The 15,227-nt window shown below is 63.3% G+C and carries 11 protein-coding genes and 1 tRNA gene; all 12 read left to right on the plus strand.

Going from position 1 to position 15,227, the window contains the following annotated elements; all coding sequences use genetic code 11:
* Positions 1-112 precede the first annotated feature (112 nt).
* Positions 113-188 (plus strand) — tRNA-Trp (locus tag B1A74_RS08800).
* A gap of 39 nt (positions 189-227) precedes the next feature.
* Complete coding sequence (gene secE, locus B1A74_RS08805) at positions 228-593, plus strand: preprotein translocase subunit SecE (protein WP_077244416.1); 366 nt, start codon at positions 228-230, stop codon at positions 591-593.
* 18 nt (positions 594-611) lie between these two features.
* The gene (gene nusG, locus B1A74_RS08810) at positions 612-1,145 is read left to right on the plus strand and encodes a transcription termination/antitermination protein NusG (RefSeq protein WP_077244417.1); all 534 of its coding nucleotides are present in this window, start codon (positions 612-614) and stop codon (positions 1,143-1,145) included.
* A gap of 63 nt (positions 1,146-1,208) precedes the next feature.
* Positions 1,209-1,640: a 50S ribosomal protein L11 gene (gene rplK, locus B1A74_RS08815; protein ID WP_018871343.1), complete on the plus strand. Its 432-nt coding sequence runs from the start codon at positions 1,209-1,211 to the stop codon at positions 1,638-1,640.
* Between the two features lies 1 nt (position 1,641).
* Positions 1,642-2,337, plus strand: coding sequence for a 50S ribosomal protein L1 (rplA, locus tag B1A74_RS08820; RefSeq protein ID WP_018871344.1), 696 nt, complete (start codon positions 1,642-1,644; stop codon positions 2,335-2,337).
* A 224-nt stretch (positions 2,338-2,561) separates the two neighbouring features.
* Positions 2,562-3,083, plus strand: coding sequence for a 50S ribosomal protein L10 (rplJ, locus tag B1A74_RS08825; RefSeq protein WP_018871345.1), 522 nt, complete (start codon positions 2,562-2,564; stop codon positions 3,081-3,083).
* A 70-nt stretch (positions 3,084-3,153) separates the two neighbouring features.
* Positions 3,154-3,537, plus strand: coding sequence for a 50S ribosomal protein L7/L12 (gene rplL / locus B1A74_RS08830; RefSeq protein WP_018947939.1), 384 nt, complete (start codon positions 3,154-3,156; stop codon positions 3,535-3,537).
* Positions 3,538-3,668: 131 nt separating this feature from the next.
* On the plus strand, positions 3,669-7,748 hold the full coding sequence (gene rpoB / locus B1A74_RS08835; protein ID WP_018947938.1) for a DNA-directed RNA polymerase subunit beta: 4,080 nt from the start codon (positions 3,669-3,671) through the stop codon (positions 7,746-7,748).
* Between the two features lie 70 nt (positions 7,749-7,818).
* Positions 7,819-12,069, plus strand: coding sequence for a DNA-directed RNA polymerase subunit beta' (gene rpoC, locus B1A74_RS08840; RefSeq protein ID WP_077244418.1), 4,251 nt, complete (start codon positions 7,819-7,821; stop codon positions 12,067-12,069).
* 109 nt (positions 12,070-12,178) lie between these two features.
* Positions 12,179-12,556 carry a 30S ribosomal protein S12 gene (rpsL, locus tag B1A74_RS08845; RefSeq protein WP_018871349.1) on the plus strand — a complete coding sequence of 126 codons (378 nt, stop codon included), beginning with the start codon at positions 12,179-12,181 and terminating at the stop codon, positions 12,554-12,556.
* Positions 12,557-12,583: 27 nt separating this feature from the next.
* Complete coding sequence (gene rpsG / locus B1A74_RS08850; protein WP_018871350.1) at positions 12,584-13,051, plus strand: 30S ribosomal protein S7; 468 nt, start codon at positions 12,584-12,586, stop codon at positions 13,049-13,051.
* A gap of 18 nt (positions 13,052-13,069) precedes the next feature.
* Positions 13,070-15,166 carry an elongation factor G gene (fusA, locus tag B1A74_RS08855; protein WP_018947935.1) on the plus strand — a complete coding sequence of 699 codons (2,097 nt, stop codon included), beginning with the start codon at positions 13,070-13,072 and terminating at the stop codon, positions 15,164-15,166.
* The last annotated feature ends 61 nt before the right edge of the window (positions 15,167-15,227 follow it).

Here is a 15,227-nt window from a genome sequence, read left to right on the forward strand (position 1 = left end):
GTGGGCGCCGGCGTCGTCTCGAAGATTATCGAGTGATAGACTGAGCAGTCAGCTGGCACGTCACCCGCGTTTGCACCCGCTGCAATTGCGGGTGTCTGCCTTCTACGATTACAGGCCAGTAGCTCAATTGGCAGAGCAGCGGTCTCCAAAACCGCAGGTTGGGGGTTCGAGTCCCTCCTGGCCTGCCATCTTTTACGATGGCGGCAAGCACCGGGTGAGACGATTTCATGACTGAACAATCGGAAGGCAGCGGCGCGCTGGATACTGTCAAGCTCGCCGTGGTCGTGGCCTTGCTCGTTGCCGGCGTCATGGGCTTCTACTGGTTCCAGGACGAATCGACGCTCGTGCGCGTGGTCGGTTTGCTTGCTGTCGTGGCCGTGGCCGCCGGGATCGGCATGACCACCTACAAAGGCCGACAGCTGAGCGCCTTCATGGGCAACGCCCGCACCGAAGTACGCAAGATGGTCTGGCCGACCCGTATCGAAACGACCCAGACAACCCTGGTCGTGATCGCCGTCGTCATCGTGGTGGGGATCTTCCTCTGGCTCCTGGACATGTTCCTGGGGTGGTCCGTCAGTCGCTTCATCGGATAGGCATCAGGAATCTACCCCATGGCATTACGCTGGTACGTAGTACAGGCATTCTCCGGCTTCGAGTCCCAGGTCAAGCGGTCGCTGGAAGAGCGCATCGAGCGCTTCAAGATGCAGGACCATTTTGGCCAGATCCTGGTCCCGACCGAAGAGGTCGTGGAGATGAAGGACGGCCAGAAGCGCAAGAGTGAACGGAAGTTCTTTCCGGGGTACGTGCTGGTCCAGATGGATTTCAGCGACGAGGCCTGGCACCTGGTGAAGGCGGTCCCTCGCGTCCTTGGATTCATCGGGGGAACGGCGGATCGCCCGGCGCCGATCAGCGAAAAGGAAGCCGAGGCCATCCTCAACCGCATGGAAGAGGGCGCCGAGAAGCCGCGTCCCAAGGTCCTGTTCGAAGTCGGCGAGATGGTTCGCGTCATCGATGGCCCCTTCAACGACTTCAACGGTGTCGTCGAAGAGGTCAACTACGACAAGAGCCGTCTGCTGGTGGCCGTCCAGATATTCGGTCGTTCGACCCCGGTGGAGCTCGAGTTCCATCAGGTCGAGAAAACCTGACGCAGTGTGCGTTTAACACCTTGATCGGGGAGCCGCGAGGCGCCTGTACCCGAGGGAGTCAGCATGGCAAAGAAAATCGAAGCCTACATCAAGCTTCAGGTCGGGGCCGGCAAGGCCAATCCGAGCCCCCCCGTCGGCCCCGCGCTGGGTCAGCGCGGCGTGAACATCATGGAGTTCTGCAAGGCGTTCAACGCCGAGACCCAGGACATGGAGCCCGGTCTGCCGATCCCGGTGGTGATCACCGTGTATTCCGACCGTTCGTTCACCTTCGTGACCAAGACCCCGCCGGCACAGATCCTTCTGAAGAAGGCCGCCGGAATCCAGAGCGGTTCGGGTGAGCCGAACACCAAAAAGGTCGGAAAGGTCACGCGCGAGCAGCTGGAAGAGATTGCACGCGCCAAGGAACCGGATCTGACCGCCGCCGACATGGACGCCGCGGTCCGCACGATCGCCGGCAGCGCCCGCAGTATGGGCATCGACGTGGAGGGTCTCTGAGATGGCGAAGCTGAGCAAACGCATGCAGACGATCCGCGAGAAGGTGGAGCCGACTCGTGCGTATCCCGCCGATGAGGCCTTCTCCCTTCTGCGCGAGCTGGCCACCGCAAAATTCCGCGAGTCCGTCGACGTCGCCGTGAATCTGGGCGTGGATCCGCGGAAATCCGACCAGGTCGTGCGCGGCTCCACGGTCCTCCCGCACGGCAACGGCAAGACCGTTCGCGTGGCGGTGTTCACCCAGGGCGATAACGCGGATGCCGCCAAAGAGGCCGGCGCGGATGTGGTCGGCATGGATGACCTTGCCGAACAGGTCAAGGCCGGTCAGCTGGATTTCGACGTGGTGATCGCCTCCCCCGATGCGATGCGCGTGGTGGGGCAACTGGGCCAGATCCTCGGTCCGCGCGGTCTGATGCCCAACCCCAAGGTCGGTACCGTGACGCCGGATGTGGCCACGGCGGTGACCAACGCCAAGGGCGGGCAGGTCCGCTACCGCACGGACAAGGGCGGCATCGTCCACTGCACGATCGGCGCGGCCGACTTCGAGGCGGATGCCCTGAAGGACAACCTGAACGCGCTGCTGCAGGATCTGATCAAGATGAAGCCGGCGACCTCCAAGGGCCAGTACGTGCGTGGAGTCACGGTCTCGACGACGATGGGCCCCGGGCTGAAGGTCGACGGCGCCACCCTCAATCTCTGATTCCGCCGTACGCGGCGGAATCCAATGCTTTGGTCGGCTGTCGCGCGAGCGGCACGCCATCCAAGACCGCAGGCGGGCCGCATGGCGGCGCTTAATATCCCAGCCTGCGCAGATGGTGTCACCCGATTCAGGAATGGCCTGCGACGGGAGCACCTGAGTACCGGTCTTCGGACCGGTTCACGACCATCTCCGGATGGTCTCAACAGAGGAGAGTCAACGTGGCTTTGAATCTCGATGACAAGAAGCAGATTGTCACGGAACTGGCTGCGATTGCTGCCTCGGCGCACTCCGCGGTGGGTGCGGAATATCGAGGTCTCTCGGTCGCGCAGATGACCGAGCTGCGCAAGCAGGCTCGGGAGCAGGATGTTTATCTGCGCGTGGTGAAGAACAATCTCGCCAAGCGTGCGCTGGCGGGCACGGACTTCGAGTGCATGCAGCCCGAGCTGCATGGGCCGTTGGTTCTGGCCTTCAGCCTGGAGGAGCCATCCTCCGCCGCGCGTCTGGTGCGTGATTTCGCCAAGACCAACGATCAGCTGAAAGCACGGATGGTGTCCTTCGGCGGCGAGTTGATGGGGGCGAACGATCTCGAACGCCTCGCCAGCCTGCCGACCCGCGAAGAGGCCCTGAGCCAGCTGATGGCCACGATGCGCGCACCGCTCGACAAGTTCGCCCGCACCGTCAACGAGGTGCCCGGCAAACTGGTGCGTACCGTTGCAGCGATCCGCGATCAGAAGCAGGCAGCCTGATCCCGGTTCCTGGAATCCTATTCGCTAGCACATTTCTGAATGCGGGCAGCCCCGCAGGGAGAACCTACTAATGGCCGTTTCGAAAGAAGATATCCTGGAAGCCATCGGCAACATGACGGTCCTCGAAATCGTGGACCTGATTGGCGAGATGGAAGAGAAGTTCGGCGTGACCGCGGCTGCTGCCGTGGCCGCAGCCCCGGCCGCCGCCGGCGGTGGTGAAGGCGGCGGCGGTGAAGCCGAGAAGGACGAGTTCGACGTCGTCATGTCCGGCTTCGGCGACAACAAGGTTGGCGTCATCAAGGTCGTGCGCGGCCTGACCGGTCTGGGCCTGAAGGAGGCCAAGGAGATGGTCGAAGGCGTACCGGCCACCGTGAAGGAAGGCGCGGCCAAGGAAGAAGCCGAGAAGATGAAGGCGGAGCTGGAAGAAGCCGGCGCGTCCGTCGAGCTGAAGTAACAAGGGCGTTACGCCCGTTGTCAGACGTGTCCGTCACGGGCATGCGGAGCTGGCGGCTGCGAGGCCGTCAGCTTCCGCCCGTGGTGGCGCGGATTTATTGCGCGTTGTTCTGCTAGCCCCCGAGGTATTCCATGGCCCTCAGTTATACCGAAAAGAAACGCATCCGCAAGGATTTCGGGAAGCGTCCCCAGATCCTGGACGTTCCGTATCTGCTGGAGACCCAGCTCACCTCCTACCGCAATTTCCTCCAGGAGGACCGGGGTGCGGACAGTCGCGAAGGACTCGGTCTGCACGCGGCGTTTCAGTCGGTATTTCCCATTGTCAGTTACTCCGGTCACGTTCAGCTGGAGTATGTCAGCTATCGGCTCGGCGAGCCGGTCTTCGACGTCAAGGAATGCCAGATCCGCGGCGTGACCTATGCGGCCCCGCTGCGTGTGCTGCTGCGGCTGGTGATTCACGACAAGGATGCCCCTGCCGGCTCCACCGTGGTGAAGGAGGTGAAGGAGCAGGAGGTCTACATGGGCGAACTGCCCCTGATGACCGAAAACGGCACCTTCGTGATCAACGGTACCGAGCGGGTGATCGTTTCCCAGCTGCACCGTTCGCCCGGGGTGTTCTTCGACTCCGACAAGGGCAAGACCCAGGGAAGCTCGCAGAAGCTGCTGTACAACGCACGCATCATCCCGTACCGCGGTTCGTGGCTCGATTTCGAGTTCGATGCCAAGGACGGGGTGTATGTCCGGATTGACCGTCGCCGGAAGCTGCCGGCCTCCATCCTGCTGCGTGCACTGGGGATGGACACCGAGCAGATCCTGGAGACGTTCTTTGATTTCAGCCGGGTGACCCTTGACGAAAATGGCGGCGAGCTGGATCTGATCCCCGAACGTCTGCGGGGGGAAACCGCGGTGGTGGACATCACCGACGGCGACAAGGTCATCGTGGAAGCCGGTCGGCGGATTACGCCGCGGCACATCCGCGAGATCGAGAAGGCCGGGATTCGTACGCTGCACCTCCCTGACGAAAATCTTGTGGGTCGCGTGCTCGCGCGGACGATTATGGATCCGTCCACCGGGGAGGTGATCGGCAACCCGAACGATGCCCTGACCCAGGATCTGCTGGACCGGCTTCGGGCCGAAGGGATTCAGCAGTTCGACACGATCTACACGAACGAGTACGACCATGGGCCGTACATGTCCGACACATTGCGGCTGGATCCGACCAAGACCCAGCTGGAGGCACAGGTCGAGATCTATCGCGTGATGCGTCCGGGCGAGCCGCCGACCAAGGATGCCGCGGAGAACCTGTTCGCGAACCTGTTCTTCTCGGAAGACCGCTATGATCTTTCGGCCGTCGGCCGCATGAAGTTCAATCGCCGCGTCGGTCGTGATACCGATGAAGGCGAGGGGGTGCTGTCCACGGACGATATCCTCGACGTGCTCAAGGTCCTGATCGATCTGCGCAACGGCAAGGGCCGTACCGACGACATTGACCACCTTGGCAATCGTCGCATCCGGTCGGTGGGCGAAATGGCGGAGAATCAGTTCCGCCTGGGGCTGGTCCGCGTCGAGCGTGCGGTCAAGGAACGTCTGACCGTCGCGGAGAGCGAGGGGCTGATGCCGCAGGAACTGATCAATGCCAAGCCGGTGGCGGCGGCGATCAAGGAATTCTTCGGCTCCAGCCAGCTTTCGCAGTTCATGGACCAGAACAACCCCCTCTCCGAGGTGACCCACAAGCGCCGGATCTCCGCGCTGGGTCCGGGCGGCCTGACGCGCGAACGCGCGGGCTTCGAAGTGCGGGACGTGCATCCGACGCATTACGGGCGGGTATGCCCGATCGAGACTCCGGAAGGACCGAACATCGGTCTGATCAACTCGCTGGCGGTGTATGCGCGGACCAACCGTTACGGGTTCCTCGAGACGCCTTATCGCAAGGTCGAGGACGGGCGCGTCACCGATGAGATCGCCTATCTCTCGGCCATCGAGGAAAGCCAGTACGTGATCGCGCAGGCGAACGCGGCCATGGACGAGGGCGGTCGCCTGACCGATGACCTGGTGTCCTGCCGGTACCAGGAAGAGTTCACGATCTCCTCGCCGGACAAGATCCAGTACATGGATATCTCGCCGAAGCAGATTGTTTCGGTAGCCGCCGCGCTGTTGCCGTTCCTGGAGCATGACGACGCGAACCGCGCCCTGATGGGTGCCAACATGCAGCGCCAGGCGGTTCCGTGCCTGCGCTCGGACAAGCCACTGGTGGGAACGGGTATCGAGCGTACCGTGGCCATCGACTCCGGATCGGCGATTGTCGCCCGGCGTGGCGGCACCGTGGATTCCGCGGACGCCGGACGTGTGGTCGTGCGGGTCAATGACGACGAGACCCAGCCGGGCGAACCGGGCGTGGATATCTACAATCTGACCAAGTATTCGCGCTCGAACCAGAACACCGCGATCAACCAGCGTCCGCTGGTGGCCGTTGGTGACGAAATCGCGCGTGGCGATGTGCTGGCCGACGGTTCCTCCACGGACATGGGCGACCTGGCGCTGGGCCAGAACATGATGGTCGCGTTCATGCCCTGGAACGGTTACAACTTCGAGGACTCGATCCTGATCTCGGAGCGTGCGGTTCACGAGGATCGCTACACCACCATCCACATCGAGGAGCTCAACTGCACCGCGCGTGACACCAAGCTCGGGCAGGAAGAGGTGACGGCGGACATCCCCAATGTCTCCGAGTCGCTGCTGTCCAAGCTGGACGAGTCCGGTGTGGTGTACGTGGGTGCCGAGGTGAAGCCGGGCGACATCCTGGTCGGGAAGGTGACGCCCAAGGGCGAGACCCAGCTGACGCCGGAAGAGAAACTGCTGCGTGCGATCTTCGGCGAGAAGGCGTCGGACGTGAAGGATACGTCCCTGCGCGTCCCGTCGGGCGTCGAGGGAACGGTCATTGACGTTCGCGTGTTCACGCGGGACGGCGTCGAGAAGGACGCCCGGGCCAAGTCCATTGAAGAGGACGACATGGCCGCGGTGCGCAAGGACCTGCGGGATCAGCTGCGGATCTACGAGGACGACATCTTTGCGCGCATGGAGAAGCTCCTGGTCAACAAGACCGCCGCAGGCGGGCCCGACGGGCTGGGAGACGGCTCCAGGGTGACGAAGAAATACCTGCAGGGCCTGTCGCGTGACCAGTGGTTCGAGATCCGCCTGCAGGATGATGACGTGAATGCCCAGCTGGAGGACCTCGGGCGTCAGCTCAAGGACCAGAAAACGGCGTTTGACGAAAAGGTCGAGCACCAGAAGGCGAAGCTGGCCGCGGGCGACGACCTGCCGCCGGGCGTGCAGAAGATGGTCAAGGTGTACGTGGCCGTGAAGCGTCGTCTGCAGCCGGGCGACAAGATGGCCGGTCGCCACGGTAACAAGGGCGTGATCTCCATGATCGTGCCGGAAGAAGACATGCCGTTCCTGGATGACGGGACGCCGGTGGACGTGGTCCTGAACCCGCTGGGTGTGCCTTCGCGCATGAACGTCGGGCAGGTGCTCGAGGTCCATCTTGGGTGGGCCGCGAAGGGGCTGGGCGACAAGATCAACCGCATGCTCGAGGCGCAATCCGAGATCGCGAAGCTGCGCGAATTCCTGGACCGCATCTACAACCACCGTGATCGCAAGGTCAACCTGGATGAACTCTCGGACACCGAGATCCTGACCCTGTGCCGGAACCTGCGGGGCGGCGTGCCCATGGCTACCCCGGTGTTCGACGGTGCGGCCGAGGAAGAAATCAAGGAGATGCTGCGGCTCGCCGATCTGCCGGAGACGGGTCAGGCGACCCTGTATGACGGTCGGACCGGGGAGGCCTTCGATCGCCCCGTGACGGTGGGCTACATGCATATGCTCAAGCTCAACCACCTGGTCGACGACAAGATGCACGCGCGCTCCACCGGCCCGTACTCGCTGGTGACCCAGCAGCCGCTGGGCGGCAAGGCGCAGTTCGGTGGCCAGCGCTTCGGCGAGATGGAGGTCTGGGCGCTGGAGGCCTACGGCGCTGCCTACACCCTGCAGGAAATGCTGACGGTGAAGGCGGACGACGTGCAGGGCCGCAACAAGATGTACAAGAACATCGTCGACGGCGAGCACCAGATGGAAGCCAATGTGCCCGAGTCCTTCAACGTGCTGATGAAGGAAATCAAGGCGCTGGGCATCAACATCGAGCTCGAGCAGGACTGACCCGCTCCGTTCGCAACGTGATCCGAAGGGGCGCCGCGCGCCCCTCGAAAACTAGCTGTGAGGCAAGTGAATGAAAGACCTCCTGAATCTGTTCAAGCAGCAGACCCAGCCGGAAGAGTTTGACGCCATCCGGATTGGCCTGGCGTCCTCCGACCAGGTGCGCTCCTGGTCGTTCGGCGAAGTGAAAAAGCCGGAGACGATCAACTACCGCACCTTCAAGCCGGAGCGGGACGGGCTGTTCTGTGCCAAGATCTTTGGCCCGGTGAAGGATTACGAGTGCCTGTGCGGCAAGTACAAGCGCCTGAAGCACCGGGGCGTGGTGTGCGAGAAGTGTGGCGTCGAGGTGACCCAGACCAAGGTGCGCCGCGAGCGCATGGGGCACATCGATCTGGCCTCCCCGGTTGCGCATATCTGGTATCTGAAGAGCCTGCCGTCGCGCATCGGCCTGCTGCTGGACATGACCCTGAAGGACATCGAGAAGGTGCTGTACTTCGAGTCCTTCATCGTGACCGACCCGGGGTTCACCACCCTGGAGAAGCGTCAGCTCCTGACCGACGAGGAGTACCTCGAGGCGATGGAGGAGCACGGTGACGACTTCACCGCGATGATGGGTGCGGAAGCGGTCCTGAGCCTTCTGAAGGAGCTGGATCTGCAGTCCGAAGCCGCGCGCATGCGCCAGGAACTGTCGGAGACCGGTTCCGAAACCAAGATCAAGCGCCTCGGCAAGCGCCTGAAGCTGATCGAGTCGTTCCTGGAGTCCGGCAACAAGCCGGAGTGGATGATCATGGACGTGCTGCCGGTGCTGCCGCCGGACCTGCGTCCGCTGGTGCCGCTGGACGGCGGTCGCTTCGCGACTTCCGACCTGAACGACCTGTACCGCCGTGTGATCAATCGCAACAACCGTCTGCGCCGCCTGCTGGAGCTGAACGCCCCCGACATCATCGTGCGCAACGAAAAGCGCATGCTGCAGGAGTCCGTGGACGCGCTGCTGGACAACGGCCGCCGCGGCCGTGCCATCACCGGTACCAACAAGCGCCCGCTGAAGTCCCTGGCCGACATGATCAAGGGCAAGCAGGGCCGCTTCCGTCAGAACCTGCTGGGCAAGCGTGTCGACTACTCCGGTCGTTCCGTGATCGTTGTGGGTCCGACCCTGCGTCTGCACCAGTGCGGCCTGCCCAAGCGCATGGCGCTGGAACTGTTCAAGCCGTTCATCTTCGGCAAGCTGCAGCGTCGTGGCCTGGCCACCACCATCAAGGCCGCCAAGAAGGCGGTCGAGAAGGAAGGCCCCGAGGTCTGGGACATCCTCGAAGAGGTGATCCGCGAGCACCCGGTGATGCTGAACCGCGCCCCGACCCTGCACCGCCTGGGCATCCAGGCCTTCGAGCCGGTGCTGATCGAGGGCAAGGCGATCCAGCTGCATCCGCTGGTCTGTGCCGCGTTCAACGCCGACTTCGACGGTGACCAGATGGCCGTGCACGTGCCGCTGTCGCTGGAGGCCCAGCTGGAGGCACGTACGCTGATGCTGTCCTCCAACAACGTGCTGTCCCCGGCCAATGGCGAGCCCATTATTGTTCCGTCGCAGGACATTGTGCTCGGCCTTTATTACCTGTCGCGGGAGAAGGTCAACGCGCGGGGCGAAGGCATGGTGTTCGCCGACGTTGACGAGGTGCATCGCGCCTACGAGAACGGCAAGGTCGATCTGCATGCGCGCGTCACCGTGCGCATGGAGGATCCGCACGCCGAACATGCCGAGAGCGAGAGCGAGCGCCCGCGCGTGCGTCTGGAGACCACGGTCGGGCGGGCGATCCTGTCTCGGGTCATGCCGCGCGGACTGCCCTTCGAGCTGATCGATCAGGAGCTGGACAAGAAGAGCATCTCGCACCTGATCAATGCCTGCTACCGCCGCCTGGGCCTCAAGGACACCGTGGTGTTCGCGGACCAGCTGATGTATGCCGGTTTCTACTACTCCACCCGTGCCGGCGTGTCCTTCTGCGCGGATGACATGGTGATCCCGGACGAAAAGCAGCCGATCCTGGAGAATGCCGAGGAGCAGGTGAAGGAAATCGAGGAGCAGTACGCCTCGGGCCTGGTCACCAAGGGCGAGCGCTACAACAAGGTCGTGGACATCTGGGCGCACTGCAACGACCAGGTGGCGAAATCGATGATGGAGCACCTCGGCAAGGAAGAGGTGACGAATCGCGACGGCGAAGTGGTCGAGCAGCGTGCGTTCAACTCGATCTTCATGATGGCCGACTCCGGCGCGCGCGGATCCGCCGCGCAGATTCGCCAGCTGGCGGGCATGCGCGGCCTGATGGCCAAGCCGGACGGGTCCATCATCGAGACGCCCATCACCGCGAACTTCCGCGAGGGTCTCAACGTCCTGCAGTACTTCATCTCGACCCACGGCGCCCGCAAGGGCCTGGCGGATACGGCGCTGAAGACCGCCAACTCGGGGTACCTCACGCGCCGCCTGGTGGACGTGTCGCAGGACGTGGTGGTGACCGAGCCGGACTGCGGTACCGAACAGGGCCTCCTGATGAAGCCGATCATCGAGGGCGGCGATGTGGTCGAACCGCTGCGCGACCGCGTGCTTGGTCGCACGGTGGCGGTGGACATCCTGCGCCCGGGCACCGACGAGGTGCTGGTGCCGAAGGACACCCTGCTCGATGAGGCGATGGTGGATCAGCTCGATGCCGCGGGCGTTGACGAGGTCCTGGTGCGGTCGGCGATTACTTGCGAGACCCGGCAGGGTATCTGCGCCAAATGCTACGGGCGCGACCTGGCGCGCGGCCACGAGGTGAACTCGGGTGAATCGGTGGGGGTCATCGCGGCCCAGTCGATCGGCGAGCCCGGAACCCAGCTGACCATGCGTACGTTCCATATCGGGGGTGCTGCGTCCCGCGCTGTCACGGTCAGTGCGATCCAGGTCAAGAATGCCGGGCACATCCGTCTCCACAACATCAAGACCGTGGAGCACAAGTCCGGCAACCTGGTGGCGGTGTCGCGTTCCGGAGAACTGGGAGTGATCGACGAGGCCGGCCGTGAGCGCGAGCGCTACAAGGTTCCCTATGGCGCGACGATCATGGTCCATGAGGGCAATGCGGTCGAAGCCGGTCAGGAAATTGCCACCTGGGATCCGCATACCCACCCGATCGTGACCGAAGTGGCGGGTACCGTGAAGCTCGCGGATTTCATCGAAAACGTGACGGTGACGAAGGAGACGGACGAGTTCACCGGCCTGTCCTCCAACGTGGTCCTCGATCCCAAGAGCCGGAGCTCCGCGGGCAAGGATCTGCGGCCGACGGTCAAGCTGCTGGATGACGCCGGGAACGAGGTCTACATCCCGGGGACGGACATGCCCGCGCAGTACATGCTGCCGGCCAACGCGATCTTCAACCTGGAAGACAATGCGCGGGTCGAGGTGGGTGACGTCATTGCGCGCCTGCCGCAGGAGTCTTCGAAGACCCGTGACATCACCGGCGGTCTGCCGCGCGTCGCCGACCTGTTCGAGGCGCGCAAGCCCAAGGAACCGGCGATCCTGGCCGAGCTGTCCGGTACGGTTTCGTTCGGGAAGGAAACCAAGGGCAAGCAGCGTCTGATCATCACTCCGGACCGGGGCGACGCCCACGAGATGCTGATCGCCAAACAGCGGACCGTGAACGTGTTCGAGGGCGAGCGTGTCGAGCAGGGCGAAGTGATCGTCGATGGCGAACTGGATCCGCACGATATCCTCCGCCTCAGGGGCGTCACCGCGCTCGCGGAATATCAGGTGCAGGAGATCCAGGATGTCTATCGCCTGCAGGGCGTGAAGATCAATGACAAGCACATCGAAGTCGTCGTCCGGCAGATGCTGCGCAAGGTCAACATCCTGGATCCCGGCGATACACGTTTCCTGTCGGGCGACCAGGTGGACCGCACTCGCGTCCTCGAGGAGAACGAGAAGCTGTCTACCGACCAGCAGCCGGCAACCTACGAACGTGTGCTTCTGGGGATTACCAAGGCCTCGCTCGTGACGGAATCGTTCATCTCTGCGGCCTCCTTCCAGGAAACGACGCGGGTGCTGACCGAGGCTTCGACGCGCGGCGCGCGGGACGACCTGCGCGGGCTCAAGGAGAACGTGATCGTGGGTCGCCTGATCCCCGCGGGGACCGGGCTGGCCTATCACAAGGAACGCCGGCGCAGGCGGGCTCTCGAGATGCCCGAGTTCGAAACGGTGGGCGAGAGCACACCACCGGAGGCCGAACCGGCCGAAGCGCCGTCGGCAGGGCCGGAGGGCGATCCTGGCGGCGACAGCGGAGCATCGGGCGATTCCGCGCAGTGAGGCGGGATCGAGTTGACAGTCAAGAGGGCGCGCATTAAACTTCCGCTCCCTCGACAGGCCGGTCTCGGCACCGGCCTGTCGTTATTTTTAGGCTAGGAGAAAGGGTTTCATGGCCACGATCAACCAGTTGGTACGAAAGCCGCGCAAGCGGCCGGTCGAGAAGAGCGACGTGCCGGCGCTTCAGGGTTCGCCGCAGAAGCGCGGTGTATGCACCCGTGTCTACACCACCACGCCCAAAAAGCCGAACTCGGCGCTGCGCAAGGTTGCGCGCGTGCGGCTGACCAACGGTTACGAGGTCAGCTCCTATATCGGTGGCGAAGGGCACAACCTGCAGGAGCACTCGGTGGTCCTGATTCGTGGTGGTCGTGTGAAGGACCTCCCGGGTGTGCGCTATCACACGGTCCGCGGAAGCCTGGACACCCAGGGCGTGCAGAAGCGCGCGAAGGGTCGTTCCAAGTACGGGACCAAGCGTCCGAAGAAATCCTAACCGTGTTCAAGTCCGGGAACTGAAACAATGTCGAGAAGAGCAGCCGCACCCAAGCGTCACATCCTCCCCGATCCGAAATTCGGGAGCGATCGTCTGGCGAAGTTCATCAATACCGTCATGCGGGATGGCAAGAAGTCCGTCGCCGAGCGGGTCGTCTATGGCGCGCTGGACCAGATCGAGTCCAAGCAGGGTGACGGCCTGGGCGCGCTGGAGCGTGCGCTCGACAACGTGCGGCCGCGGGTCGAGGTGAAGGGCCGCCGGGTCGGCGGTGCCACCTACCAGGTTCCCGTCGAGGTGCGTGCGGTTCGTCAGGACGCGCTGGCGATGCGCTGGGTGGTCGAGGCGGCGCGCAAGCGCGGCGAGCGCACCATGGCCATGAAGCTGGCCGGCGAGCTGATGGATGCGGCCGACAGCAAGGGATCCGCCGTCAAAAAGCGCGAAGACACTCACCGGATGGCGGATGCCAACAAGGCATTCGCGCACTTCCGCTGGTAAGAACGAAGAGGCACCTCAGTGGCACGCAAGACCCCCATCAAGCGCTATCGCAATATCGGCATCAGCGCGCATATCGACGCTGGAAAGACCACCACGACGGAGCGCATCCTGTTCTATACCGGTCTGTCGCACAAGATCGGCGAGGTGCATGACGGCGCCGCCGTGATGGACTGGATGGATCAGGAGCAGGAACGCGGGATTACCATTACCTCCGCGGCGACGACGTCGTTCTGGTCCGGCATGGCCAAGCAGTTCCCCGAGCACCGCATCAACATCATCGATACGCCGGGGCACGTGGACTTCACGATCGAGGTGGAGCGGTCGATGCGTGTTCTGGACGGCGCCTGTATGGTGTATTGCGCCGTGGGTGGCGTGCAGCCGCAGTCGGAGACCGTCTGGCGCCAGGCCACCAAGTACGAAGTGCCGCGGATCGCGTTCGTCAACAAGATGGACCGCGCCGGTGCCGACTACGAACGCGTCTACAATCAGATGCGCGAGCGCCTGAAGGCCAATCCCGTGCCGATCCAGATCCCGATTGGTTCGGAAGACGCCTTCGCGGGGGTGATCGACCTGGTGAAGATGCAGGCGATCCACTGGCATGACGACAACTATGGCATCAGCTTCGATTACGGCGAGATCCCGGAGGAGCTGAAGGCCGACGCCGAGAAGTGGCGCGAGAACCTGGTCGAATCCGCCGCCGAGGCCTCGGAAGAGCTGATGGAGAAATACCTCGGCGAGGGCGAGCTGAGCGAGGAAGACATCAAGGCCGCGCTGCGCAAGCGCACGCTGGACCTCGAGATCGTGCCGATGATGTGCGGCTCCGCGTTCAAGAACAAGGGTGTCCAGGCGATGCTCGACGCCGTGGTCGAGTACCTGCCCTCGCCGGAAGAAGTCAAGGCCATTAAGGGTGTCAAGGCCGGTACTGAAGATCCCATCGAGAAGAAGGCCACCGACGAAGAACCGTTTGCGGGTCTGGCCTTCAAGCTGATGAGCGACCCCTACGTCGGCAGTCTGACCTTCGTTCGGGTTTATTCGGGCGTGGTGAAGGCCGGAGACACGGTTCTGAACACCCAGAACAATCGCCGCGAGCGGATCGGGCGCATCCTGCAGATGCACTCGAACAGTCGCGAAGAGATCCCGGAGCTGCGCGCCGGCGACATTGGTGCCGTGGTGGGCCTGAAGGACCTCTACACCGGCACCACGCTTTGCTCGCCGGATGATCCGGTCGAGCTCGAGCGCATGGAGTTCCCGGATCCGGTGATTTCCATCGCGGTCGAGCCGAAGACGAAGACCGACCAGGAAAAGATGGGCATGGCGCTGAACAAGCTGGCGCAGGAAGACCCGTCGTTCCAGGTGCGCACGGACGAAGAGTCCGGCCAGACGATCATTTCCGGCATGGGCGAGCTGCACCTCGAGGTGCTGGTCGATCGCCTGAAGCGGGAATTCAAGGTCGAGGCCAACGTGGGCCAGCCCCAGGTGGCGTACCGCGAGACCATCACGAAGTCGATCGAGCAGGAAGGCAAGTTCGTCAAGCAGTCCGGCGGACGCGGTCAGTACGGTCATGTCTGGCTGCGGATCGAGCCGCAGGAGCCGGGTGTCGGTTTCGAGTTCAAGAACGAGATCGTCGGCGGCGTCGTGCCGAAGGATTACATCCCCGCGGTGCAGAAGGGGATCGAAGAGCAGATGCGCAATGGCGTGCTCGCTGGCTACCCCATCGAGGATGTCAAGGTCAGTCTCTTCGACGGCTCCTATCACGACGTCGACTCGAACGAGAATGCCTTCAAGGTCGCGGCCTCCATGGCCTTCAAGGAGGGGGCCCTGCGTGCCGGGGCGGTGCTGCTCGAGCCGATGATGAAGGTCGAGGTGGAGACCCCCGAGGAGTACATGGGTGACGTGATGGGCGACCTTAACGGCCGTCGCGGCCTGGTGCGCGGCATGGAAGATGTTGCCGGCCAGAAGCTTCTGCACGCGGAGGTCCCGCTGTCGGAAATGTTCGGGTACTCGACCCAGCTGCGCTCGCTGACCCAGGGCCGGGCCACGTATTCGATGGAATTCGAAAAATACTCCGAGGCGCCGGCTCAGATCGCCGATGCCGTGGCCCGCAAGGCGTCCTGATACCGCCATTCCGTAGAGAACGATTTAAGAGGTCTTAGCTGTGTCCAAGGAAAAGTTCGAA

The sequence above is a fragment of the Thioalkalivibrio halophilus genome, assembly GCF_001995255.1.
Taxonomy (GTDB): domain Bacteria; phylum Pseudomonadota; class Gammaproteobacteria; order Ectothiorhodospirales; family Ectothiorhodospiraceae; genus Thioalkalivibrio; species Thioalkalivibrio halophilus.